A 24876-nucleotide genomic window follows, 5' to 3' on the forward strand; every position below is an offset into this window, starting at 1 on the left:
CAACACTCAAGTCGGCTTTCAGGCCGCTGTGCTCTTGATCTGTTTTTGATCTTGATCTTAGGCGCCCCGTTAAACCACGCTGGCCGAACGCAGGTAGCACGGGGCAGGGACGCCCCGTCGCGGCGGCCCGCTTCCCAACGCTACTGCAAGTTGACAAACAATCCCCCGTCTACCAACAGCGAAGCTCCGGTCACATACCGCGCCATGTCCGAGGCGAGGAACACGATGGGCCCCGCGACGTCGTCGGGTTCACCCAGGCGCCCCAACGGCGTGCGCGAAGTCATGTACGTCAGCTTCTCCTCGTCGGCCAAGTCTTCCTTGTTGATATCGGTGGCAATCGTTCCCGGCAGCACCGAGTTGCAGCGAATACCATACGGCCCCAACGCAATCGCACAGGACTGCATCAACGAGTGCAGCCCGGCCTTGGTCGGCGTGTAGTGCGTCTGCATCCCGCCACCCACCAGCGCACTGATGGAACTGACGGCGATGATCGCGCCGCCCTTGCCCTGGTTTTTCATCTGGTTTGCCGCCGCTTGCACGGCGAAGTAGGCGCCGTTGAGGTTGGTGTTGACCGTCTTCAGGTACACCTCACGCGGCATCTCGAGAAACGAGTGGAACGGACAAATCCCGGCGTTGTTGACGAACACATCCACACTGCCGAATGCCTTGAGCGCGCCGGCCACCAGTTTGTCGCCGGTGTCCGGATCAGCCGCATCGCCGCCCACCTCCACCGCTTGGCCGCCGAACGCCTTGATTTCCTCGATCAACGAAAACGCCGCTTCAGTGCCTTGGCCGCTACCACTGTGGCCGATGACCACACGGGCACCCTGGCGTGCACATTCCCTGGCGGCGGCGCGGCCGATTCCACGGGAGGCGCCAGTAATAATCACGGTTTTGTCTGCAAGTAACATAAGTGAACTCCTGAAAAAAAGCGGCCTCAGCCGAGATAGTTGCCGTAACCGACCATGGCAATGGCACCGAGAATCACCGCGATACCCGCGGCCAATACGCCTTTGTTGGTGGCGCTGGTGCCCTGCCATTCGCGGAAATACAGGCCCCAGCAGTTGGATACGATGATGATGAAAGACATGTGCAACACCCACGAACTGGCGTCGTTCTGCAGGCGGCTTTCGCCCATGCCGTAGAAGAAAAACTGCAGGAACCACAGGGTGCCGGCACACGCCACCAACAGGTAGTTGCCAAGCAGCGGAGTGCTGCGGTCGGTGTAGTTGTGGAACGTGCGGTTGCGCCAGTTCAGCCACAGGCACCAGAGGCCGTTGGTGGTCAGGCCACCCCACATGATCACCATGAAGGTCACGTTGTTCTGGAACAGGCTGTTGGCGCCATGCTCGACAGCCGCGGCAGCCAGTGGGCGCCCGGCTGAAATACCGTAGCTGAAGCACGCGCTCAGCACCCCGGAGATCACCGCAACCAGCATGCCCTTGGCCACCGAGAACTCGCTGATGCTGGCGAATTTCACCGCTTCCGGCACTTCTCGTTCCTTGATCAGCCCGGCCTTGCCGCACACGGCGATGCCCACCAGCGATACCGCCACGCCCCACAGCACCCAATGCCCGCCCTGGGAGGCGAGCATTGAGGTCAGGGTGCCTTCGGTGGCGTCGGTGAACAGGTCGCGATACAGCGCCGGCATCAAGGCGCCAAGGGCCGAGGTCAGGCCCAGTACCAGCGACATGCCCAGGGACAGCCCGAGGTAGCGCATGGTCAGGCCGAAGGTCAGCCCGCCGATGCCCCAGAGCACGCCGAACAGGTAGGTCCAGAGCAAGGTGCTGCTGTCGGCCTGGCGCAGGATGTCGGCCCAGCCGGGCACGGTCAGTTGCGCGGCAATCAGCGGCACGATCAGCCATGACACCAGGCCGCCGGTGATCCAGTAGCTTTCCCAGGCCCAGCCGCGGACTTTCTTGTAGGGGATGTAGAAGCTGCCGGAGGCGAAGCCGCCGATGAAGTGCAGAATCACACCGAAGAGAATGATTTCCACGTAGTCGAATCCTTTTTTATTGTTGTGGTAGCGCGCTGTTTCAGCCTGGGGTAAGGCTGAACATCGGGATCAAATCCACGCTGACGGGCGAGGCGTCCGGCTGGCTGGGCATGATGTCTTGCATGTACTGCCACCACCGTTGCATCAGCGCGGTGCCCGGCAGTGCGTCGAGCCCGTGCCGCTCTTCGTGGGTCATCACGGCGAACAAGGCGTTGCTGGCCTCGTCGAGGAAGATCCGGTAGTCCACCACGCCGGCATCACGCAGGGCCTGGGCCAGTTCGGGCCAGATCTCATCGTGGCGTCGACGGTACTCGGCGTGCTGACCGGGGTTGAGGTTCATGCGAAAGGCTCGGGTCTGCATTAGTTGCCTCCGTGGGGTGGCGTAGGACTGTAGATGCGCACCGCGTTGTGCAGGAAGAACTTGCCCTGTACGTCCTCGGATTTGCCCGCCATGCAGGCTTTCACCAGGCCCAGGGTGGTGGCGAAACTGGCCAGGTGATCGCTGTTGGGCCAGTCGCTGCCGAAGAAGCAACGGTCTTCGCCAAAGGCTTCCCACAGCACGGCCAGGCGGTCGTTGTAGAACGCCGGGTCAAGGATCAGACCCTGCGGGCCGACCTGGGGGATTTCCGCCAGTTTGGCAAATACATTCGGCCGCTCTGCCAGGCGCATCAGGTCGGCGTGATACGCGGATTCTTCGCCGGCGGGCACGCTGGCATTGGGCAGGTGATCGACGATGATGCGCAGCTCGGGCAAGGCATCGCTCAAATGCAGCAGCCCTTTGATCAAGCGCGGATTGGGGTTGGCGCTGTCCAGGCCACGCCCGTATTCGGCGAGGCGGCGCAGGCCTTCGATAAAGCCGGGGCGCTTCTGGTCGTCTGGCAAATCGCGGTCCCACAGGTTGCCGTAGCGCAAACCGAGGAACAGCGGTTCATGGGCCAAGGCATCGAGGTCTGCCGCAAAGTCGCCGTGCAGCGGGTCTAGGTTGCCGACGAAACCGAGCATGCGCAGGTCGCTGCGCAGGGTCTCCAGCAACCAGCGGTTGTCGTCGCGCCACGGGCTGGCTTCCACGGCAATCGCGCCGATCACGTTATGTTCGCCCGCCAGCGGCCAATAATCCGCCGGCAAATGTGCGGCATACAGCGTGTTTCCCGGCTCGGGCCAGGGAATACCCTGGGGGCGGCGCGGGTCGAACAGGTGCAAATGGCTGTCGATGATCGGCCCGCTGTAAGGGGTAAGGGGCATAGCGCAATCCTTCGGAACAATGGATGGGGAAGGGCCCGCACGCTACCGCGCCAAGGCCCGTTGCACCACTTCAGCTCTGCAAGTACACCGCATGGGTGTGGGTGTACTCGTACAGGCCGTGCTTGCCATCGGCGCCGCCGATCCCGGATTTACGCACGCCGGCATGAAAGCCTTGCATCGCCTCGAAGTTCTCGCGGTTGACGTAGGTCTCGCCGAATGACAATTCGCGCACCGCCTGCATCGCCTTGCCCAGGTCGCGGGTGTAGATCGAAGAGGTCAGGCCGTAGTCGCAGTCGTTGGCCATGGCGATGGCTTCATCCAGGTCGTCGACAATCTGGATCGGCAGCACCGGGCCAAAAATTTCTTCGCGCATGATTTCCATGTCGGCGTGGCAACCGGCCAATACCGTCGGCTGGAAGTGAAAGCCCTGGCCCAGGTCGGCGATCTGTCCACCGGTGACCAGCGATGCACCCTGGCCCAGCGCGGTGCGCACCTTGCGATTGACGCTGTCCAGGCCCTGGCGGTTGATCAGCGGGCCCATCTCCACATCGGCCTGGGCGATGGGGTCGCCGTAGCGGGTGGCGGCCATCGCGGCGCTGATGCGCTCGATAAACTGGTCGGCCACCTTGCGCTCCACGTACACCCGTTCGGCGCAGTTGCACACCTGGCCGCTGTTGATGATCCGCGAGTCGCGAATGGCGTTTACCGCGAGGTCCAGGTCGGCATCGGCGAGGACGATGGCAGGTGCCTTGCCACCCAGCTCGAGGTTGAGCTTGGTGATATGGGGGGCGGCGGCAGCCATGATCCGCGAGCCGGTGGCGACGCTGCCGGTGAAGCTGATCATGTCCACGCCCTTATGGGCGGTGAGGGCGCCACCGACGCGGCCATCGCCGCAGACCACATTGAATACCCCGGCCGGCAGGTCGGTCTCGGCCACCAGTTTGGCGAACTCGAAGCAGTTGTTCGGCGTTTCTTCGCTGGGTTTGATCACGATGGTGTTGCCGGTGAGCAACGCCGGGGCCATCTTGCGGGCGATCAAAAAGAACGGGAAGTTCCACGGCAGGATGCCGGCCACCACACCCAGGGGTTTGCGGAACAGGAAGATATTTTCATTGGGGCGGTCGCTGGTGATGATCTCGCCTTCAATGCGGCGCGCCCACTCGGCCATGTAGTCGAGGTAGTCGGCGGTGAAGTTGACTTCCACTTCCGCCAGGCCGCTGACCTTGCCTTGCTCCAGGGTAATGGTGCGCGCCAGGTGGGCGACGTTTTCCCGCAGCTTGGCGGCGATGCGGCGCAAGTGCCCGGCACGTTCGATCGCCGGTTTGCGCGCCCAGTCTTTTTGCGCATGACGTGCGGCAGCCAAGGCTTGGTCGATGTCTTCGGAGGTGGACGCCGGGACCTTCGACAGCAGGACGCCGGTAGCCGGGTTCAACACATCCAGGTGGGCATCGCTCGGGGTAAAGCGGCCGTTGATGAAGTTCTGGTAGACCGGTACGGATGACATGCTTGGCTCCTCAGTAGGTACGTGACGGCGCCTTGGCGTCGGCGGCTGGGCGATAGCGGGCCAGGGTCGACATGGCACCCTGGCGCAGCAGGCTGATGTCGATGGCCACCGCAATGAACTGGCAGCCCCAGGCTTGATAGCGGCGGGCGTCGTCTTCGTTGGGCGCGAGAATGCCGCAGGCCTTGCCGGCCGCCAGCGTGGCATTGACTGCGTACTGGATGCGCTCCTGTACCTCGGGGTGCCCGGGATTGCCGGGGTGACCGAGGCCGATGGACAGGTCGGCGGGGCCGATAAACACCGCGTCCACGCCTTCCACCGCCGCAATCGCCGCGACGTTTTCAACGCCCAGGCGCGACTCCACCTGCACGATCAGGCACAGCTGTTCATGGGCGGTGTTGAGGTAATCCGACACGCTGTCCCAGCGGGTGGCGCGGGTCAAGCCGCCACCAACGCCACGAATACCGTGGGGCGGATAACGCATCGCACGCACCAGGGCCTTGGCTTGCTCGGCGGTTTCGACCATCGGGATCATCAGCGTCTGGGCGCCGACGTCCAGCAGTTGCTTGATCAGGTTGGCGTCGCTGCTTACCGCGCGTACCACCGGGGCGGTGGTGTAGGGAGCCACGGCCTGGAGCTGGTTGAGCACGCTGGGCACTGTGTTGGGGGCGTGTTCGCCGTCAATCAGCATCCAGTCATAACCGGTGCTGGCGACGATCTCGGCGGCATAGGCGGTGGCGAAGCCGGCCCAGATCCCGTATTGCGCGGCGTCTTTACGCAGCGCGGCCTTGAAAGCGTTGTGGGGCATGTTCATGGCAGGAGTCCTCAGCGGTTGTACGGGCGATGCAATTGGCAATCGGGGTTGAGGTCCACGCCAAACCCGGGTTTGTCGAGCACCGACAGGCGCATGCGGCCATTCACCGGCACGGGTTCACCGAGCAGTTGCGGGTGGAACATCGGCACCACTTCGTCTGCCTTGGGCGCCATCATCAGGAACTCGGCGAACGGGCTGTTATGGCGGGTCGCAACAAAGTGGTAGCTGTAGACCGACGAGCCGTGGGGCACCACCAACGCATTGTGGGCATCGGCCAAGGCGGAGATTTTCACCAGCTCGGTGAGGCCGCCGCACCAGCCCACATCTGGCTGGATAATGTCGCAGCACCCCATCTCCAACAGCATGCGAAAGCCCCAGCGGGTGGCTTCGTGTTCGCCGGTGGTAACCAACATGCCTTTGGGCACGTTGTTGCGCAGCGCGGCATAGCCCCAGTAGTCGTCGGGCGACAGCGCTTCTTCGATCCATTTCAGGCCGTATTCATGGGCGCCGGTTGCCAGTTTGGTGGCGTAGTTCAGGTCCAGGCTCATCCAGCAGTCGAGCATCAGCCAGAAGTCCGGGCCGACCCGTTCGCGCATGGTTGCCAGTTCCTCGAGGTTTTTGCGCAGGCCTTCTTCGCCTTCCGATGGGCTGTAGTGCAGGGGCATCTTGCCGCCGATAAAGCCCATCTTCTGTGCGAGGTCGGGGCGGGCGCCGGTGGCGTAGAACTGCAATTCGTCACGCACCGCGCCGCCGAGCAACTGGTGCACCGGTTCCTGGCGGATCTTGCCGAGCAGGTCCCACAGCGCCAGGTCGACACCGGAGATCGTGTTGATCACCAGGCCCTTGCGGCCGTAGTACAGGGTGGACTGGTACATCTGGTCCCAGATTTTTTCGATATCGGTGACGCGGGCGCCTTCCAGGAAGCGCGCCAGGTGCTTCTCGACGATATAGGCGGCGGGCTCGCCACCGGTGGTCACGGCGAACCCGACGGTGCCGTTGCTGGCCTCGATTTCGACCACGAGCGTGCCGAGTACGTTGATCCCGAAACTGCGGCGACTCTGGCGGTACTCGGGGTATTTGCTCATGGGGGTGCTGATGTGATCGTCGATCCAGTGGCCGTCTGCCTGGTCGTGGTAGTCCGCGCCGCCGCCGCGCAGCACAAAGGCGCGCACGTGCTTGATTGTGAGATTGCCCATGGTGTGACTCCTTGATTAAACAGTGGCCGGCGTGTTCGTCGCTTTATGGCCTGGGGAATGGATACCGAGTACCAGCAAGGCTGCGACTACAGTGGTGGCGGACAGCAGGTAAAGGCCGGCCGCAGGGGAGTGAAAGGCGGTTTCTGCCCAGTTCTTCAGCACCGGGGCGATAAAACCGCCGAGGGCGCCGAAGGAGTTGATCAGGGCGATGCTGGCGGCCGCTGCGCTGCCGGCCAGGTAGCTGGACGGGAAGGTCCAGAACACCGGTTGCACGGCGATAAAGCCCGAGGCGGCAAAGCACAGGGCGAGCATGCCCAGCAGCGGGTTGGCAAAGGTCACCGAGCAGGCGATCCCGGCGGCGGCCATCAACAGGGTCAGGGACGCGGCTTTGCGGCGTTCACCGGTGCGGTCGGAGTAGCCGGGAATCCACCACGCGGCGAACAGCGCGCAGACCCAGGGAATCGCCGAGACCAGGCCCACCATCAAGCCGACCCTGGTCCCCAGCAGCCCACCGACCTGGGTTGGCAAGTAGAACACCACGCCGTAAACGCTGGCCTGGATCAGCATGTACACCAGGCACAGGTACAGCACGCTGGGCTGGCACAGCACAGTGAGCAGGCTACGGCCGTGAGAGGTTTTGTGCTGGTCTTCGCGGTCGAGCAGGTCCTGGATCTGGCGGCGCTCTGCAACGCTCAGCCATTTGGCATCGGCGGGGCGGTTGTCCAGGTACCAGTAGGCCCAGATGCCAACCGCGGTGGCCATCAGGCCTTCCACCGCGAACAGCCATTGCCAGCCGTGCAGCCCAGAGAACCCGTCCAGCTCCAACAACAGGCCCGAGAGCGGGCTGCCGAAGATGAAGGCCAGGGGCGCGCCAAAGTAAAAGAAACCCATGGCCTTGCCGCGCACGGCAGAGGGGAACCAGTAGGTGAGGTAGAGAATCACCCCGGGGAAAAATCCGGCTTCGGCCACGCCCAGCAGGAAGCGCAACAGGTAGAAGCTGGTTTCGTTATGGGCAAACATCATGGCGGCGGACACCAGGCCCCAACTGACCATGATCCGGCACATCCACAGGCGGGCACCGACGCGATGCATGATCAGGTTGCTCGGCACTTCAAGCAGCGCATAGCCGACAAAAAACACCCCGGCGCCAAAGGCGAAGGCGGCATCACTGAGGCCGGTGTCGGCCTGGAAGGCTTGCTTGGCGAACCCGACGTTGGCGCGGTCGAGGAAGGCCATGATGTACATCAACAGCAGAAAGGGCAGCAGCCGCCAGGAAATCTTGGCGAGCAAGGACGCAGGCAGGGTCTTCATTGTTCAGTCCAGTTGTTTTGTTCTTATGGGAAGGACTGTACGGCGCTCCATCTATACGCTACAAATCGAATCTCGCTTACAACTGATAACCTCAGGGTATCGATAACAAGGAAAGAAATGAGTAGTCCCGCAATCTCCCGCAGCCTGTTCAACCGCCTGCGCTACAAGCATCTGCATATGCTGGTGGCCTTGAGTTCCAGCCAGAACCTGCACCGTGCGTCCCAAAGCCTGAACATGTCGCAGCCGGCGGCGACGCGCATGTTGCGCGAGATCGAGGATATGTTTGCCTGTGACCTGTTCGAGCGCCTGCCCCGGGGCATGCGCCCGACGGCACTGGGCAAGGAATTGATCCGCTTTGCCGAGTCGGCGCTGAGTGGCCTCGACCGCTGCGCCGAGGAACTGATGATGCGCCAGCAGGGCGGCTACGGGTATTTGTCGATCGGCACCATCATGGGCGCGGCGCCGGACCTTGTGATGGACTCCATTGCGCAGATCAAAACCCTCAACCCGCAGATGCGCATTCGCATCATGGGCGATACCAGCGACCAGGTGATCCAGTTGCTGGAGCAAGGCCGCATCGACCTGGCCATCGCCCGGCGCAACGCCGCCACCGACAGTGAGCATTACACCTTTGAGCCCCTGGGCAACGAACGCATGCTGGTGGTGGTGCACGCTGGCCACCCCCTGGCCCAGCGCGAGCATCTGCCGCTGGCGGAACTGGTCAGTGACTGGCCGTGGATCCTGCAACCGCAAACCAGCCCGGCGCGCATTGGTTTTGATGAAGCATTGCAACACCTGGCCTTGCCGCAGCCGGCGGACATTATCGAGTGCAGTTCGGTGTATTCCATGCAGCAACTGATTCAACTCACCGACGCGATCATGGTGCTCTCGGAAAGCGCCCTGCGGGATTACTTGAAAATGGGCCTCGTGGTGGCCTTGCCGGTGGTGCTGGAGGTGCAACTGGCACCGTTCGGGATGCTGCTGCGCAAGGGCGACCCGGTGAGCCGCGAGTTGGGGTTGTTTATCGACATGCTCAGGCAAAAGGCCGCAATGCTTTAAACATCGTGTGCAAAAGAACGTGGTATGCCGGCGGGTTATTAAATAGAATGAATCTCATTTGAGACTGGCTCGCGCCGCGCAGGTTACTTGCCATGAATGATGCTGTAGTGCCGACGCACCTCGCTGAACCCAGCCTTCACACGTTGTATCGCGACCACCGCAGCTGGCTCGAAAGCTGGCTGCGGCGCCGCTTGGGCAACGCCTGGGATGCGGCCGACCTGAGCCAGGACACGTTCCTGCGGGTGCTGGCCAGCGCGCAGCCGATTGCGCAATTGCAGGAGCCCCGGGCCTATCTGGTGACGGTGGGCAAGCGCTTGCTGGTGAATTTTCACCAGCGGCGCAGTCTGGAACAGGCGTATCTCAATGCGTTGATGCAGTTGCCGGAGGCTTGCGTGCCGTCGCCGGAGCAACGCTGGTTGCTGCTGGAAACCCTGCAAGCCCTGGATGAATTGCTCGACGGTTTGCCGGCGGTGGTGCGCCGCGCGTTTCTCTGGAGCCAGCTGGAAGGACTCGGCTATCGGGAGATTGCCGAGCGGCTCAAGGTGTCCGAGCGTACGGTCAAGCGCTACATGGCCCAGGCTTACGAGCATTGCCTGCTGGTGGAACTGTGAGCCGTGCTGCGCCGGATCTCGCCCGGGCGGCGGCGCAGTGGCTGGCGTTGCTGGAATCCGGCAGCGCCACCGAACGTGATCACGCCCGCCTGCAGCAGTGGCGTGACAGCCATCCCCAGCATGAGCAGATCTGGCAAAAAGCCCAATCGCTGCGCCAACGGTTTACCGACTTGCCGCCAGCGTTGGCCATGGCCAGCCTCGATCGTCCGCAACCGGGACGGCGTGCAGTACTCAAGCGTGCCTTGGGCGTCGCCGCGTTGTTGCCAACCGCGTGGTTGCTCAGCCGGCAATTGCCTATCGACGTGTGGCGCGCCGACCTGCACACCGCCACTGGCGAACGCAAGCGAGTGCCGCTGTTGGATGGCAGCAGCCTGCAACTGAATACCGCGAGCGCGGTGGACGTGGATACGGCCCGGCGCCGTGTGACGCTGGTGGAAGGGGAGATGGCGTTGACGGTGCCGGGGGCTGGTGCGCTGACGGTGCAGACGCGTTATGGCCAGGTGATCGTCAGCCAGGCTGAAGTGTGTGTGCGGCAGTTGTCTTCCGGGTGTTTGGTGTCGGTGTTGAAGGGCGCGGTGCAGGTGCAGGACCTGCGTGGGCAAGTGGCGACATTACAGGGGGGGCAGCAGGCACGGTTGCAGGCGTCGGGGATGGGCGCTGCGGTGGGGTTTGATGTGTTGCAATTGGGTTGGCGCGACGGTGTGCTGACTGCGCAGAACCAGCTGTTGGGTGATTTTTTGCGGGAGCTGGAGCGGTATCGGCCGGGTGTGCTGCGCTGGGACCCGAGCCTTGAAGCGCTGCGGGTCACTGGGAGTTTTCAGTTGGCTGATACCAATCGAATTCTTGCGTTGCTGGCGTCGACGATGCCGCTGCAAGTGCAGTCCCGTACGCAGTATTGGGTGACGTTGACGCCGCGTAAATCGGCTGCTTGATGCGATCCTTGTGGGAGCGGGCTTGCTCGCGAAGAACCTGAGAGCGCCGCGTTGAATCAGGATGCCCGCGTCATCTTTAACGACCTTCGCGAGCAAGCCCGCTCCCACATTTGAACCGTGCCCGCTTCAGCTTTTGATTTTGGGCGGACTCAACACGTGCCTTTCAGATCACATGCGCCCGCTGCAGCTCAGTCAACGCCAGTGCCTTGAGCCGCGCCAACAGCGGATCCCGCCGATCCCGCGGATGCACCAACTCCACCGCCAGCTCCTGGCGAATACTGCTCGGCCGGTTATCCATCACCAACACCCGGTCACTCAGGTACAGCGCCTCGTCCACATCGTGAGTCACCAGCAGCAGGGCGATCCCGTGGTGCTCGGCCAATTGCAGCAGCAGGTCCTGCAGCTTCATGCGGGTAAACGCATCCACCGCGCTGAACGGTTCGTCCAGCAACAGCACCTGCGGCCGTGAATACAGCCCGCGAGCAATCGCCACCCGTTGCGCCATCCCGCCAGACAACGCCTTGGGCAACGCCTGGCCAAAACCCGTAAGCCCCACCTCATCGATCAACTGCGCGACCCAGGCCTTGTCATAGCCATCGTCATCGCTGAAACCAATGTTTTGCTCCACCGTCAGCCACGGCATCAGGCGTGGCTCCTGGAACACAAACGCGACCTCACCACCACCTTGCAACAGTTCCCCCTGATAGTCCTTTTCCAGCCCGGCGACGATCCGCAGCAAGGTGCTTTTGCCGCAGCCACTGGGGCCCAGCAAACTGACGGCTTCCCGCGGCTGCAAGGCCAAATGGACGTTGGTCAGCACCGTCGTCGCGCCGAAGTTTTTCCGCTCGACGCGAATGTCCAGTAGCGCTTCACTCATGCTCAATTCTCCGGGCCTTGGCCGTTGAAGGTGTCGCGCCAGGCCAGGCAGCGTTTTTCCAGGGCCGCCAACAGGCCGTCGCTGATCTTGCCCAGCAGCGCCAGCACGATGATCGCCGCCAGCACAATGTCAGGCCGTGAGGTTTCCCGGCCATCGCTGAGCAGGTAACCCAGGCCCTTGGTCGCGGCGATCAACTCGGCCGCCACCAGGAACATCCACGCCAGGCTCAGGCCGCTGCGCAAGCCGGTGAACAGGCCGGGCAGGGCGGCAGGCAACAGGATGCGACGCACCAGGCGCGTGCGGCTGAAGCCATACATCTGCCCGACTTCCACCAGCTTGCGGTCGATGTCGCGAATGGCCGCGACGCCATTGAGGTACACCGGGAAGAACGCGCCGATGGCAATCAGCACGATCTTCGAGGTCTCATCAATGCCCAGCCACAGCAGCAACAGCGGCACCCAGGCCAGGCTCGGGATCGAGCGCAGGCCGGCGAAGGTTGGTTCCAGGTACGCCTCGGCCTCGCGGCTCAAGCCGACCCAGGCGGCAAACACCAGGGCCAGGCCGGCGCCGATGGAGAACCCCAGCAGCACCCGCAACAGGCTGGCGCTGATGTGTTTCCACAGCGCGCCTTCGGCGAGGTCGGTGAGGGTCACGGCGATCTCGCTGGGCGCCGGCATCTGGTAGGACGGCAGCCAGCCGATGCGCACCACCACTTCAAGGATCACCAGGATCAACACCGGCAACGCCAGGCCCTTGAGCCGCCGCGGCCAGGCGCTGCGCTGCACGGTGAGCGTTGGCGCGAGTGCGACGGGCAGGGTTTCGCTTTTGCTGCTCATGACGCTCCCCTTATGGACGAGGCAAAGCCTGGCCAAAGCTTGGGTCGATCAACTGGTCGATCACCTGATCCACATTCACCCCACGGCGCACCAGTTCTTCCGACACCAGGATCGGCGCGGCCGCCTTGGACGACACCACGTCCTGGGCAGTGAGCAATGGGCTGCTAAGGTCGGTACGCGACAATTGCAGCTTGGCCACGTCCAGCGGCAGGCCGGATTCGTCGGCCAGCAGCTTGGCGAATTCGTCGGGGTGTTTCACCGCCCAGTTGCGGGCTTTTTCATAGGCACCGAGCACCTTGGCGATGGTCTGTGGATGCTCCTTGGCGTATTTGTCGGTCACGCTGACCACGCCGTAGCTGTTGAAGTCCTTGTTGCGGTACAGCAGGCGCGAACCCGCCTGGATTTCGCTGGCGGCCATGTGCGGGTCGAGACCGGCCCAGGCGTCCACATCACCTTTCTCCAGGGCGGTACGGCCGTCCGGGTGTTGCAGGTGCACCAGCTCCACGTCGTCCTTGCTCAGGCCGGCTTTCTGCAGGCTGCGCAGGGTGAACAGGTACGGGTCGGTGCCTTTGGTGGCGGCGATTTTCTTGCCCTTGAGGTCGCTGACGCTGTTGAACGTCGAGTCCTTGCGCACCACCAGTGCAGTCCACTCGGCGCGGCTGTACACATACACCGACTTGATCGGGCTGCCATTGGCCCGGCTGAGCACCGCCGAAAGGCTGGCGGACGAGGCGAAGTCGACGCCGCCGCTGTTGAGGTATTCCAGGGAACGGTTGCTGCCCTGGCTCAACACCCAGCCGACCTTGGTTTGCGGCAGCGCTTCTTCAAGCCAGCCGAAGTGCTTGAGCACCAGGCTCACCGGGGAGTAGTAGGCGTAGTCCAGGTTGACTTGCGCAGGGTCGGTTTCCGCTGCATGGGCCAGGGGTTGCAGGCTGAAGGCGAGGGCGCAGGCGCCCAACAGGGTATTGAAGAAGGGTTTCATGGAACAGCTCCGGACAAGGCGGGAAAAGAGAAGGCTTTTCTTATATTCAGAAAATTCATATGGCATGTTCCATCATGCGTTATAGGAATATGCAGTCTCTGTGCCAGCGTCTTTGCAGGGCAGGGCAGCACCCTGGCGTAGCAGCTGTCGAGCCTAAGCGAGGCTGCGTTCGCGGTGTGTCAGACAGACCGCTGACGCAGTATCGCTTGGGCTCGACAGCTGCTACGTGGGGAGTGGTTGGGAGTGGGGAGGCGGGCACTTTGTTGAATCACTGTTGGCTGTGCAACAGCTTGCATATGTTTTTATGGAATAAATAAAGAGTTATATATTCCTTTTGTTGGTTTCACGAATAGGGCACTTTGAGTGCCTGCGCATTCGTGCGGATTGACCCAACAGACCAAAGGAAAGCCGACATGACCATTAAAGCGATCAACGTGCGCAACCAGTTCAAAGGCGTGATCAAGGAAATCCTGATCGGCGAAGTGGTGTCCGAGATCGACGTGCAAACCGCGTCGGGGATCGTGACGTCGGTGATTACCACACGCTCGGTGCGTGACCTGGAATTGAAGGTGGGCAGTGAAGTGATTGCCTTTGTGAAGTCGACTGAAGTGTCGATCGCCAAGCTGTAAACCCGAGTCCAGTTGTGAACCCAATCCAAATGTGGGAGCGGGCTTGCTCGCGAAGGCGGTGTGACAGTCGACATCTACAATGACTGATCCAGCGCTTTCGCGAGCAAGCCCGCTCACACATTTTGTTTTGCATACAGCCGTTGGAGAGTTAGTTGAGCCGAGGCCCGCCTCCCGATGGCCGGGACCCAGGCTTCTCATCCGAAGCATCCGGCAGTGCCTTGGGCGTTTCGCTTGGGTCCTTGTAGTCCTTGTGCAAATCCCCATCCAGCCGGTTGCTCGACGAGCCGCCGCTTTGTGGTGTGGAGTCGAAATGCTCCCACTCCGATTGCTGGAAGCGGAACAGGCTGTCATCGGTCGGCGTGTCGCGGCCATGGTAGTGGTGGATCTCGTAGTGGGCGTATTCGACCTTGTCCGCCCAGTTGTCCTGCAACAAACCGTCGCCGGCCAGGTCGCGGTACCAGTCGTTTTCCTTCTCAGTGGCCTTCTGTTTTTTATTGTGGTCGACGAAGTAACCGATGATCCCGCCCACCACCGCCAACACCACTCCCACCAGGAACAGCGGCCCGGTCAGCGCCGCCGCCGTGCCCGCGCCAAACAGCGCCGCCGCACCCAATACCCCGGCCGACGCGCCGAACGCACCGCCCGCCACTTGCAAGCCACCTGCGGCCTGAGCCAACGGGTCTTTGCTGTCCACGCCGCTTTTGATCGCCAGGGCGCCGAGCACAATGTCGGCAAAACCACCGGCAATGTCCGTCGCCGGGCCCAACACCTTGATCACGGAACCGGCGATCTTCGCCGATTGGGAGGCGCCAAGCTTGGCCGCACCGGCTGCCTTGAGGCCGTCATCCAGGTGAGTGGCGAGGCCTTCGGTGGCTTCGGTTACCGCCTTGTCGCCCTCGCCAAACAGCTTGGCCACGCCGTCGTACTGGCTGTCGGGAACCGCGTCCAGGGCCGCAGCGATTTCCTTGCTGACCTTTGAGTCGATTTCGGTGGGTTTGCTGAAGTCGATGACTTTGCCGGCCGCCCCTTCCTTGCCCCAGATTTCCGGCAGGGTCTTGTCCAGGCCGAGGAAGTCCACCAGGCCGCCCTTGCCCAGGGCTTCGCCGATCTTGTCACCGAGCTTGACGAAGTGGCTGGCGCCGCCGGCAAAACTCAGGAAGTCCTTGGCGATGGTCATGCGTTGGGCCGGGGTTTCGCCGAGCTTGCCGCCTTTGCCCACCAGTTGGTAAATCCCCGAGAACAGGCTGACGCCGGCGCCCATCGAACCGAGGATGCCTTTGCTGTTGAGGGTGTTGAACACTTCGCCGAGCATGCCGCGATTCGCCACCGGGATATACGGTTTGCTCAGGGCGGTTTTCACGTCGGCTTCGCTGATGGTGCCGCTGTTCTTGTAGACGTCGCCGAGCTCTTCCAGGGCCTTGGTCACGGCCGAGGATTTCTCCTTGCCCTCCAGGCCTTCGTTGAGGAATTTCTCCAGCACTTCCTGGCTGCGGCGCGGCAGGTCCAGCAGGTTGCCCTTGAGCACGCCCTTGAGCAGGCCGAACAGGTCCTTGGTGGCCAGTTCCTTGTTGTCGTCGGAGATCTTGCTCGGGTCCGAGAGAATCTCGTTGAGATCGGTGGTGAGGCCATCGGCCTGGATATTCTGCGCGGCCTTGGTGGCGGCTTCCGGGTCGAACAGCGACAGCGAGGTCAGGGTGTTGCTCAGGTCTTGCTGGGCTTCGTGGCTCTTGCCCTGTTTTTGCAGGTCCTTGAGGTACAGCACATAGTCGGGGTTGCTGGTCAGGTCGAGAAGCTTCTGCTTGATCTCGTCCTTGTTGGGCAGGTGACTGATGGCGTCGTCCATCTTGGTCTTGTAGTCGGCCTGCACCGTCGGGTCCTTGAACAACTCGCCGATCTGCTCCTGCACCGCCTTGCCGTCGATGATGTCGTGCATGTCGGCGGAAGTGAGCTCGGTCTGCTTGTCATCGAACTCGCGCCAGGTGGTGTTGAACGGGCGCTTGGATTCTTCGTAGCCGGTGATGCCATGGCCGTTCTGGTAGGCGGCCTGGGCTTCCAGGGCACGGACCAGTTTGGCCCGTGGGTCGTCTTTGGGAATCGAGCCGTCCTTGACGCCGGCGCGGTAGGTGTCGATCAGTTCGGTGGTGGCCAGTTCGCTGACGCTCTGGGTCGGCGATTTGTCGTCGTCCTTGTCGGCATGCACGCCGGTGTCGAGGTTGAGCACGTCCAGCTCATCGTTGCTCGGCAGGTTGTACTTGGCGCGGGTCTCGTCGACGGTGCCGGCGCTCCAGGCTTCCCACTTGGCAACCACTTCGTCGTAGAGCTGCGGGCTGAGTTCCTTGGAGACGATGACCTTGCCTTCGCTGGTTTCATAGCGGATCAGGCCGTCCCCCAGCTCGTCGGGAGAACCGAAGGTGATCTCGGTGTTCTTCAGGAAGTCATTCGGCCCGGCCAGCTTGTAGCCGGCGTCTTCACTGGAGTGGATCTTGCTCCAGGTGTCCTGGGCGGTGGCCACGCTCTTGAACAGTTCCGGGCTGACGTCGGCCGATACGACGACCTTGGTGCCGTCGTGGGTTTCATAGGTCAGCACATTGCCTTGCTGGCCTTCGATCCAGCCGAAGCCCTTGTAGTCGTTCAGCTCCGGCGCCTTGGTATTGGCGTCTGCCAGGGTCGAGCCGTCGTTGAGCGCGGACTCCACGGCGGCCTTTTTGTCGGGGTTGGTGTAGACCTCGTGCAGGCCTGCCAGGTAGTCGAACAGCTTGGGGTTGTCGTCGCGGGCCACGACCATTTTCTGGCCATTGCTTTCAAAGCGGATCAGGCCGGGGCCCACTTCATCCTTGGGGCCGACGGTGGTGCCGGCGTAGGGCGGCCACACTTCGTTGTCGCTGGCGCGCTTGTAGCCGGCGTCTTCGCTGCTGCCCAGGCCGGTGAAGCTTTCATAGGCTTCCTTGGCTTTCTGGAAGGCCTCCGGGTTGTCGCGCTGGCTGATGACGAACTTGTTGCCGTCCTGGGTCTCGTAGCGAATCACGCCGGGGCCGGTTTCGTCGGGCGGACCGAGGGATTTGTAGTCGCCGAGCTTTTCCGGGGCCGTGGCGTCGCCGCCCAGGCGCTGGTAGCCGGCGGCTTCGCTGGCGTTGACGCCGGAGAGTGCCTTGAAGTCGGCGCTGACTTGCTTGAACAGCTCGGGGCTGTCTTTTTCGCTGACGATGACTTTCTTGCCGTCCTGGGTTTCATAGCGGATCAGGCCGGGGCCGACTTCGTCCGCCGGGCCGATGGCCTTGTAGTCCCCCAGGGTGGTGGGCGGTGCGGCGTCCTTGGCGGCCAGTTCATAGCCTTGTTCCTTGCTGGCAGCGAGCCCTTGCGCGGTTTTGTCGCCGGCCTCCACCTTCTTGTTGTTGGCGCTGTTCTTGAGCAGCACGTGGAACGCCGCGCCGGACTTGGGCGGTGTGAGAGGAAGGGCTTTGGGGTCGGTCGAGCGGTTGAGCGGCTGGGTCGTCATGCCATGGAACTCCTGCTGTTACCGGTGGGACGAATCGGCAAAAACAGTAACAGCAGGGGTTCGGCGGTCGTTGCGAAAAGTTGTGAATTGCGCCTTAACGGTGACGCAGGCTGCGTTCCAGGCGGGCGATGCCTTCTTCCAGCATGGCCCGTGGGCAGCCGAAGTTCAGGCGCACGAATTGCTGGCTGTCATCGCCGAATTCAATCCCGGCGCTCAAGCCGACCCTGGCCTGTTCGAGGAAGAACCGTTGCGGGTCGTCCAGGCCCAGGGCGCTGCAATCCAGCCAGGCCAGGTAGGTGCCTTGAGGCGCATGCATGACCACGCCGGGCAGGCGGGTTTGCACGGCGTTCAGCAGGTAATCGCGGTTGGCTTGCAGGTAGGCCACCAGCGCCTGCAGCCAGTCGCCGCAGTCGCTGTAGGCCGCACGCGTGGCTTCCAGGCCCAGGGGGCTGACGCTGTCGACCATGCCGCAGCGGGCTTGGTTGAAGCGCTCGCGGATCTCGGGATTCTGGATCACCGCGAAGCAGGTCTTCAACCCGGCGACGTTATACGCCTTGCTCGCCGACATCAGGGTGATGGTGCGCTGGGCAATCTCGGGGCTGAGGCTGGCGGTGGGAATATGCCGGCGGCCGTCAAAGCACAGCTCGGCGTGGATTTCATCGGAGACGATCAGCGCACCCTGGTCCAGGCAGGCGCTGGCCACGGCCAGCAGTTCCTCACGGGGGAAGACCTTGCCCATCGGGTTGTGCGGGTTGCTCAACAGCAGCGCCCCGGCGCCGGTGAGGGCTTCACGCATTGCCGGCAACGGCGTGAGGTACTCGCCTTCGGCGCTCAGCTCAAATGGCACTTCGATCTTCGGCAGGTTCCAGTGGCCGGGCGCCAGGCGGATCGGGCGATAGTTGGGGGTTTGCAACACCACCGGTTGGCCGGGCTGCACAAATGCGTGCAGCGCCATGTTGAAACCAGGCTCGACCCCCGGCAGGAACAGCAACTCATCCGGCTGTACGCGCCAGGCGTACTTGGCCCACAGGTCGGCGACGATCGCCTCGCGCACGCCATCGCAGGCCACGCTGTAGCCGAGGATCTGCTGACCCAGTCGCTCGTGCAACGCTTGAAGCACGGCCGGTGGGGCAGCGATGTCCATGTCGGCAATCCACATCGGCAGAACGTCTTGCGGGTAACGACTCCACTTGGTGCTGCCGGTGCCGAGGCGGGAGTGGATCGTGTCGAAATCAAAGCTCATGGGTGGCTCGTATCAGGGAGGCGGGCGTAGAAATGGCGCTGATTCTAGCGCCATTAATTTTACGCGCCAGCGCTGATTGCCGCCCGGGCGCCCGCTTGCCGGTCAAATGCCTCGGCCAACTGCGTGTGGGCCTGTTCCAGGCTGCGCTGCACGGCGGCTTCGCCACGCACCATGGCCCCCAGATAGACGAAATCCACCGCGTGAATGCCCACGGTTCCAAGGATCGCCTGCAGGTAGGGCGTGAGGAAGTCGGGCTCGCGGTTTTTTCGCGAACTGCCGGAGCTGACCAGTACAAAGGTGCGCCGGTCCTTGAGCAAGCCGACTTTCTCAAACTGCGGATTCACCGTGAAACTGCGGTGGATGCGCACCACATGGTCGATCCAGCACTTGAGGGCCGCCGGCACCGTGAAATTGTGCACGGGGGTGCAGATGATCAACAGGTCACAGGCTTCCAGCTCGACAATCAGTTGCTCGGAGCGCTCGGTTGCCGGGCCGCTCAGGCCGCCGGGCGTGGTCAGGGCGTTGGCGTATTCCCGGGTCAGCGCCGGCAGGGCCTGGCCGCCGTAGTCGCGTTCGACCACTTCGGCCTCGGGTGCCTGTTCGCGGAGCAGGGCGCGGGCCAGGCGGAAGGTCTGGGCGGCCTTGCCGTGGGGGCTGAAGCTCAGTAGCAGGGCGCGGGTCATTGGCCGAGGTCCTGTGAAAAGTGCATCCCCAGTGGCAGCAGGCCCTGGCGAAAATAGAAGCGTTGGGCCAGGGCCATGTGCATGCCGGTGTCCAGCACCAGGTAGCGATAGCCCAGGCGGCGGGTGTGCTGGCGTACCTCGTCCAGCAGGTGCGCACCCAGGCGTCGGCGTTGCAGGGAGGCGTCCACCACCAGGTCATCGACGTAGATAAAGCGCCCATACAGCAGGTTTTCCGTCAGGCGATAACCGGCCAGGCCCAGCACCTGGCCGTTTTCCCGGGCGGCCAGCAGACGGTAGCCGGTTTCGCGCTGGCGCTGGATCTGCTGGACGAAGGCGTGCGGGCCTTCGAGCTTTGGCCGCAGTTGCTGCATAACGGCAAAGCAGGCCAGGCAGTCGGCGTCGCTTTCGATGTGCACAAACTCAACAGAGTCATTCATGGTTGCCGTGCTCCATGTGCGCTTTTACGGCGGCAGGGACTTTGCGAAAGCTGATGGCGACGCGGTTCAGGGCGTTCATCAGGGCGATAGCCAGGGTCAGGTCGGCAATTTCCTTGTCATCGAAGAGGGCCTTGGCCTCGGCATAGTGTTCGTCCGGCACCTCGGTTTGTGCGACCTGGGTGACCGACTCGGCCCAAGCTAACGCGGCGCGTTCACGCGGGCTGAACAACGGCAACGCTTCGCGCCAGGCGGCCAGCAGCATCAGCTTTTCCAGGCTCACGCCCTGTTTGAGCAGGTCGCGCGAATGTGAGTCCAGGCAGTAGGCGCAGCCGTTGAGTTGCGAGACCCGCAGGTACACCAGGTCAATCAATTCCTTCTCCAGGCCGCAGCCGTGGATGTAGCTGTGCACCGAGCCAAGGGCCTTGTAGCCGACGGGCGCCGCCAGGGCGTAGTCGAGACGGTGTTGCATGGGGTGCTCCTTGTTTCGTGAAGTGATGCCGTCAGTGTGGCGGCCGGGTCGCCGGCTCAATAGGGCCAAGAATGGACAAGCGGGTTGGGACAAGATCAGACTTCAGGGCTGATTCACTGTGAGCCGGATAACCATGTCGTCACTGCCCAAATACCAGGAGATCTACCGGCGCTTTCGCCAGGCCATCGACCAGGGCCAACTGCGCCCCGGTGAGCGGGTGCCGTCGGTGCGCAGCCTGGCCCAGGAACTGAAGGTGGCCCGGGGCACGGTGGAGACGGCCTACCAGTTGCTGGTGAGCGAAGGGTTCTTCCTGGCGCGGGGCCAGGCGGGAACAGTGGTGGCCGAGGCGTTGCCGCAGCGCTCGATCAAGTCGTTGCCGGTTGAACCCGAACCCGTGGCGCCGGCGTCGGCCCCGCGCCTGTTGCAGTTGGGCTTGCCGGCGCTCGACAGCTTTCCGCGCAAGCTGTGGGCGCGGCTGGTCACCCGGCAAGTGCGCCGAGTCGATGTCAACAGCCTGGCCATGGGCGATGTGCGTGGCGCCCGCTCGCTGCGTGTGGCGATCGCGCAATACCTGGCGCTGTACCGGGGCGTGGAGTGTTCGCCGGAGCAGGTGTTCGTGTGTGCCGGTTACTCGGCGTGCCTCGCGCTGGTGTGTGATGCGCTGCAGATGGCCGGCCAGCCATGCTGGTTCGAAGACCCGGGCTACCTGCATGCGCGGCAACTGCTGCTGCACCTGGGGGCGCAGTTGGTCCCGGTGCCGGTGGACCACGACGGGCTTGATGTGGAGGAGGGCATACGGCGTGCGCCCGGCGCCCGGCTGGCGATTGTCACCCCGGCCCACCAGAGCCCGCTGGGGGTCGCCCTCGGTACTGCGCGGCGCCATCGCTTGCTCGATTGGGCACAGGCCCACGGCGGCTGGGTGGTGGAAGACGACTACGACAGCGAGTTCCGCTACAAGGGCCAGCCCCTGGCCGCGCTCAAGAGCCAGGACACGGCCGACCGGGTGATCTACTCCGGCAGTTTCAGCAAGATGCTCTTCCCGGGGCTGCGCCTGGGTTATCTGGTGGTGCCTCGGGCGCTGCTCCCGGCCTTTGAGGCCAGCGCCGGCGTGCTGCAAAACCGCAGCGCCGAATTGTTGCAAGCCACCACGGCGGACTTTCTCGACCAGGGCCATTTCACCCGCCACCTGAAAAAAATGCGCCAGCTCTACACCGCGCGGCGCGGCTTTCTGGTGGAGGCACTGGCCAGTCATTGCGGGGCGCTTTTGCAGGTGGATGAGCAGTCCGGCGGGATCAACCTGCTGGCGCGGCTGCGGGTGGACGTCTGCGATCAGGCCGTCGCTGCGGCCGCCGCACGTGCCGGGCTGGGGATACAGGCCGTGTCGGGCTGGAGTATCGAGCCCGGTGGTCAGCAAGGTCTGTTGATGGGCTTCACCAACCTGGCGACTCGCCAGCAAGCGGTGCAAGCGGCGCTGGTGTTGCGCGAGGTCATCGACGGCGCTTTATGAACACCGGTTGAACATCTTCATTCGCCACATCGGCCCCGAGCTTCTACCCTGAAGGCATAGCCCTCAGGACGCCAAGCGCTCATGTACAAAGACCTGAAGTTCCCGGTTCTGATCGTACACCGCGACATCAAGGCCGACACGGTTGCCGGCGACCGCGTCCGGGGCATCGCCCGGGAGCTTGAGCAGGAGGGCTTCAGTATCTTTTCGGCGGTGGACTACGCCGAGGGTCGCCTGGTGGCTTCGACCCATCACGGCCTGGCCTGCATGCTGATTGCCGCCGAGGGAGCCGGGGAAAATACCCATCTGATGCAAAACATGGTGGAGCTGATCCGCCTGGCGCGGGTGCGGGCGCCAAACCTGCCGATCTTCGCCCTCGGTGAGCAGGTCACCCTGGAAAACGCCCCGGCCGATGCCATGAGCGAGCTGAACCAGTTGCGGGGCATTCTTTATCTGTTTGAAGACACCGTGCCGTTTCTTGCCCGGCAAGTGGCCCGTGCGGCCCGCGCCTACCTGGATGGCCTGTTGCCGCCATTCTTCAAGGCCCTGGTGCAGCACACGGCGGATTCCAATTATTCCTGGCACACCCCCGGTCATGGCGGCGGCGTGGCCTATCGCAAAAGCCCGGTGGGGCAGGCGTTTCATCAGTTCTTCGGGGAAAATACCCTGCGTTCGGACTTGTCGGTGTCGGTGCCGGAGCTCGGCTCGCTGCTGGACCACACCGGCCCGTTGGCCGAAGCCGAGGCGCGGGCAGCGCGCAACTTCGGCGCCGATCACACCTACTTCGTGATCAATGGCACCTCCACCGCCAACAAGATCGTCTGGCACTCGATGGTGGGCCGGGATGACCTGGTGCTGGTGGACCGCAACTGTCACAAGTCGGTGTTGCATTCGATCATCATGACCGGCGCCATCCCGCTGTACCTGTGCCCGGAGCGCAATGAACTGGGGATCATCGGGCCGATTCCCCTGAGCGAGTTCAGCCCCGAGTCGATCCGCGCCAAGATCGACGCCAGCCCGCTGACCCGAGGCCGACCGGCCAGGGTCAAGCTGGCGGTGGTCACCAACTCCACCTATGACGGCCTGTGCTACAACGCCGAACTGATCAAGCAGCAACTGGGCAACAGCGTCGAGGTGCTGCACTTCGACGAAGCCTGGTACGCCTACGCGGCGTTTCATGAGTTTTTCGCCGGGCGCTATGGCATGGGCACTTCGCGCACGCCCGAGAGCCCGCTGGTGTTCACCACGCACTCCACGCACAAGCTGCTGGCGGCGTTCAGCCAGGCGTCGATGATCCATGTGCAGGATGGCGGCGTGCGCAAGCTGGACCGCGACCGCTTCAACGAAGCGTTCATGATGCATATTTCCACCTCGCCGCAGTACAGCATCATCGCCTCCCTGGACGTGGCCTCGGCGATGATGGAAGGCCCGGCGGGGCGTTCCTTGCTGCAGGAGATGTTTGACGAAGCCCTGAGCTTCCGACGTGCCCTGGCCAACCTGCGCCAGCACATCGCCGCTGAAGACTGGTGGTTTTCCATCTGGCAGCCGCCGCTGGTGGCGGGCATTGACCGGGTGGTGACCGCAGACTGGCTGCTGCAACCCCAGGCCGACTGGCATGGCTTTGGCGATATCGCCGAAGACTACGTGCTGCTGGACCCGATAAAAGTCACCCTGGTGATGCCTGGCCTGAATGCCGGCGGGGCTTTGAGCGAGTGCGGAATTCCCGCTGCGGTGGTCAGTAAATTCCTCTGGGAACGTGGGCTGGTGGTGGAAAAGACCGGGCTGTATTCGTTCCTCGTGCTGTTTTCCATGGGCATCACCAAAGGCAAGTGGAGTACCCTGCTCACCGAACTGCTGGAATTCAAGCGCAGTTATGACGCCAACGTGAGCCTTGCTGTGTGTTTGCCATCGGTGTTTCAGCAGGGCCCGGCGCGGTATCAGGGATTGGGTTTGAAGGATCTGTGCGACCAGTTGCACAGCTGTTACCGCAGCAATGCCACGGCCAAGCACCTGAAGCGGATGTACACGGTACTGCCGGAAATCGCGATGAAACCGGCCGACGCCTACGACCTGTTGGTCAAGGGCGAAGTCGAGGCGGTGTCCATCGACGCTTTGCCAGGTCGGGTCGCAGCGGTCATGCTGGTGCCTTACCCGCCGGGCATTCCGTTGATAATGCCGGGTGAGCGCTTTACCGAATCGACTCGCTCGATCATTGATTACCTGGCGTTTGCCAGGACGTTCGATAGCAGTTTCCCCGGCTTTGTTGCCGATGTTCATGGACTGCAACACGAAGATGACGGCAGTGGTCGTTGTTACACCGTCGACTGCATCAAGGGTTAAGGATGTTTATGCAAGCTGTAATGAACCCGAAGTACCCGGGCCTCAGTGTCCGGGTGGCTGACGAAGGATTTGACGCCTACGTGTGGGGGAACGACTTCAGCTTTGAAGTCAACGCCTACGGCAAGCCGGAAATGGGCAAGCGCGTCGACCAGTGGGCGGTGGAGCGTATCGTGCCATACCGCAAATGCTACGGCATCGATCCCGAGGAATTCGCCAGCTTCCGTGACGCGGCCGACAGTGCGGTGTTCATGGCCTACCTCGATGACCGGCCCGTGGGGCATATCGTGGTCAGCACCAACTGGAACGGCTTTGCCCATGTGGATGAGCTGGCGGTGGTCTTGCCCGCGCGGCGCCACGGGGTGGCCAAGGCATTGCTGGACGTGGCGCAGTTCTGGAGCCGCAAGAAGAACCTGCCGGGGATGATGCTGGAGACCCAGAACAACAACCTCGGTGCCTGCCGGCTGTATGAGCGCTGCGGGTATGTGATGGGCGGGATCGACCACCTGCGCTATCGCGGGATTGATCCGCAGACGCGCGAAGTGGCGATTTTCTGGTATCGGTTGTTCAAGACAGAATTGGAAGCAGTCTGAGCTGCACCGATCAACTGTAGGAGCCGTCGAGCCCCAGCGAGGCCGCGATGGCGGTGTGTCAGGCAACCTCTTTATCGACAGTGCCGCCGCCTTCGCAGCCTCGCTGAAGCTCGACAGCTCCCACATTC

General features: G+C 62.9%; 23 protein-coding genes. 7 read left to right on the forward strand and 16 right to left on the reverse strand.

Annotated elements, in window-relative coordinates:
* Positions 1-140: 140 nt before the first annotated feature.
* The 8 genes from HX807_RS24660 to HX807_RS24695 all read right to left on the reverse strand — a co-directional run bounded on the left by HX807_RS24660 (position 141) and on the right by HX807_RS24695 (position 8060).
* Positions 141-911 carry an SDR family NAD(P)-dependent oxidoreductase gene (locus HX807_RS24660; RefSeq protein WP_177051383.1) on the reverse strand — a complete coding sequence of 257 codons (771 nt, stop codon included), beginning with the start codon at positions 909-911 and terminating at the stop codon, positions 141-143.
* Positions 912-937: 26 nt separating this feature from the next.
* On the reverse strand, positions 938-1996 hold the full coding sequence (gene rhaT / locus HX807_RS24665) for an L-rhamnose/proton symporter RhaT (RefSeq protein ID WP_102605252.1): 1059 nt from the start codon (positions 1994-1996) through the stop codon (positions 938-940).
* Positions 1997-2036: 40 nt separating this feature from the next.
* Entirely contained in the window at positions 2037-2357 is a 321-nt protein-coding gene (gene rhaM / locus HX807_RS24670; protein WP_087693855.1) for an L-rhamnose mutarotase, read from the reverse strand.
* Complete coding sequence (locus tag HX807_RS24675) at positions 2357-3238, reverse strand: amidohydrolase (protein WP_177051385.1); 882 nt, start codon at positions 3236-3238, stop codon at positions 2357-2359. Before HX807_RS24675 ends, rhaM begins: the two co-directional genes overlap by 1 nt.
* Positions 3239-3308: 70 nt before the next feature.
* Positions 3309-4742, reverse strand: coding sequence for an aldehyde dehydrogenase (gene aldA / locus HX807_RS24680; RefSeq protein WP_177051387.1), 1434 nt, complete (start codon positions 4740-4742; stop codon positions 3309-3311).
* Positions 4743-4752: 10 nt separating this feature from the next.
* The gene (locus HX807_RS24685) at positions 4753-5553 is read right to left on the reverse strand and encodes an HpcH/HpaI aldolase/citrate lyase family protein (protein ID WP_177019628.1); all 801 of its coding nucleotides are present in this window, start codon (positions 5551-5553) and stop codon (positions 4753-4755) included.
* 11 nt (positions 5554-5564) lie between these two features.
* Positions 5565-6749 carry an L-rhamnonate dehydratase gene (rhmD, locus tag HX807_RS24690; RefSeq protein ID WP_087693851.1) on the reverse strand — a complete coding sequence of 395 codons (1185 nt, stop codon included), beginning with the start codon at positions 6747-6749 and terminating at the stop codon, positions 5565-5567.
* A gap of 15 nt (positions 6750-6764) precedes the next feature.
* Complete coding sequence (locus HX807_RS24695; RefSeq protein ID WP_177051389.1) at positions 6765-8060, reverse strand: MFS transporter; 1296 nt, start codon at positions 8058-8060, stop codon at positions 6765-6767.
* A 117-nt stretch (positions 8061-8177) separates the two neighbouring features.
* On the opposite strand from HX807_RS24695, the gene HX807_RS24700 reads away from it, so the two are divergent.
* From HX807_RS24700 to HX807_RS24710, 3 genes are all read left to right on the forward strand, one after another.
* Positions 8178-9119: a LysR family transcriptional regulator gene (locus tag HX807_RS24700; RefSeq protein WP_087693849.1), complete on the forward strand. Its 942-nt coding sequence runs from the start codon at positions 8178-8180 to the stop codon at positions 9117-9119.
* Between the two features lie 92 nt (positions 9120-9211).
* The gene (locus tag HX807_RS24705; protein ID WP_087693848.1) at positions 9212-9730 is read left to right on the forward strand and encodes a sigma-70 family RNA polymerase sigma factor; all 519 of its coding nucleotides are present in this window, start codon (positions 9212-9214) and stop codon (positions 9728-9730) included.
* Positions 9727-10662, forward strand: coding sequence for a FecR domain-containing protein (locus HX807_RS24710; RefSeq protein ID WP_008431320.1), 936 nt, complete (start codon positions 9727-9729; stop codon positions 10660-10662). The genes HX807_RS24705 and HX807_RS24710 overlap by 4 nt, the downstream gene beginning before the upstream one ends.
* A gap of 163 nt (positions 10663-10825) precedes the next feature.
* Here the strand turns inward: HX807_RS24710 and HX807_RS24715 are convergent, their stop codons facing one another.
* Genes HX807_RS24715 through HX807_RS24725 form a run of 3 tightly spaced genes read right to left on the reverse strand, consistent with a single transcriptional unit; the run spans position 10826 to position 13357 of the window.
* Positions 10826-11539: an ABC transporter ATP-binding protein gene (locus HX807_RS24715; protein ID WP_008431321.1), complete on the reverse strand. Its 714-nt coding sequence runs from the start codon at positions 11537-11539 to the stop codon at positions 10826-10828.
* Between the two features lie 2 nt (positions 11540-11541).
* Entirely contained in the window at positions 11542-12375 is an 834-nt protein-coding gene (locus HX807_RS24720; RefSeq protein WP_008431322.1) for an ABC transporter permease, read from the reverse strand.
* A gap of 10 nt (positions 12376-12385) precedes the next feature.
* A complete protein-coding gene (locus HX807_RS24725) occupies positions 12386-13357 on the reverse strand; it encodes an aliphatic sulfonate ABC transporter substrate-binding protein (protein WP_177051391.1) in 972 nt (323 codons plus the stop codon).
* A 413-nt stretch (positions 13358-13770) separates the two neighbouring features.
* On the opposite strand from HX807_RS24725, the gene HX807_RS24730 reads away from it, so the two are divergent.
* Entirely contained in the window at positions 13771-13986 is a 216-nt protein-coding gene (locus HX807_RS24730; protein ID WP_003217010.1) for a molybdopterin-binding protein, read from the forward strand.
* Between the two features lie 148 nt (positions 13987-14134).
* Here the strand turns inward: HX807_RS24730 and HX807_RS24735 are convergent, their stop codons facing one another.
* From HX807_RS24735 to HX807_RS24755, 5 genes are all read right to left on the reverse strand, one after another.
* The gene (locus tag HX807_RS24735; RefSeq protein ID WP_177051392.1) at positions 14135-17482 is read right to left on the reverse strand and encodes a hypothetical protein; all 3348 of its coding nucleotides are present in this window, start codon (positions 17480-17482) and stop codon (positions 14135-14137) included.
* 94 nt (positions 17483-17576) lie between these two features.
* Positions 17577-18725: a MalY/PatB family protein gene (locus tag HX807_RS24740; protein WP_087693843.1), complete on the reverse strand. Its 1149-nt coding sequence runs from the start codon at positions 18723-18725 to the stop codon at positions 17577-17579.
* Positions 18726-18784: 59 nt separating this feature from the next.
* Complete coding sequence (locus tag HX807_RS24745; protein WP_177027880.1) at positions 18785-19408, reverse strand: FMN-dependent NADH-azoreductase; 624 nt, start codon at positions 19406-19408, stop codon at positions 18785-18787.
* On the reverse strand, positions 19405-19845 hold the full coding sequence (locus HX807_RS24750; protein WP_102369040.1) for a GNAT family N-acetyltransferase: 441 nt from the start codon (positions 19843-19845) through the stop codon (positions 19405-19407). The genes HX807_RS24745 and HX807_RS24750 overlap by 4 nt, the downstream gene beginning before the upstream one ends.
* Complete coding sequence (locus HX807_RS24755) at positions 19838-20314, reverse strand: carboxymuconolactone decarboxylase family protein (RefSeq protein WP_003217021.1); 477 nt, start codon at positions 20312-20314, stop codon at positions 19838-19840. Before HX807_RS24755 ends, HX807_RS24750 begins: the two co-directional genes overlap by 8 nt.
* Before the next feature lie 133 nt (positions 20315-20447).
* On the opposite strand from HX807_RS24755, the gene HX807_RS24760 reads away from it, so the two are divergent.
* The 3 genes from HX807_RS24760 to HX807_RS24770 all read left to right on the forward strand — a co-directional run bounded on the left by HX807_RS24760 (position 20448) and on the right by HX807_RS24770 (position 24748).
* Positions 20448-21821, forward strand: a complete 1374-nt coding sequence (locus tag HX807_RS24760) for a PLP-dependent aminotransferase family protein (protein ID WP_177051394.1) — start codon at positions 20448-20450, stop codon at positions 21819-21821.
* A gap of 81 nt (positions 21822-21902) precedes the next feature.
* Entirely contained in the window at positions 21903-24158 is a 2256-nt protein-coding gene (locus HX807_RS24765) for an arginine/lysine/ornithine decarboxylase (protein WP_177051396.1), read from the forward strand.
* Positions 24159-24178: 20 nt separating this feature from the next.
* Complete coding sequence (locus tag HX807_RS24770; protein WP_003217028.1) at positions 24179-24748, forward strand: GNAT family N-acetyltransferase; 570 nt, start codon at positions 24179-24181, stop codon at positions 24746-24748.
* The last annotated feature ends 128 nt before the right edge of the window (positions 24749-24876 follow it).

The sequence above is a fragment of the Pseudomonas sp. D8002 genome, from assembly GCF_013385695.1.
Classification (GTDB): Bacteria; Pseudomonadota; Gammaproteobacteria; order Pseudomonadales; family Pseudomonadaceae; genus Aquipseudomonas.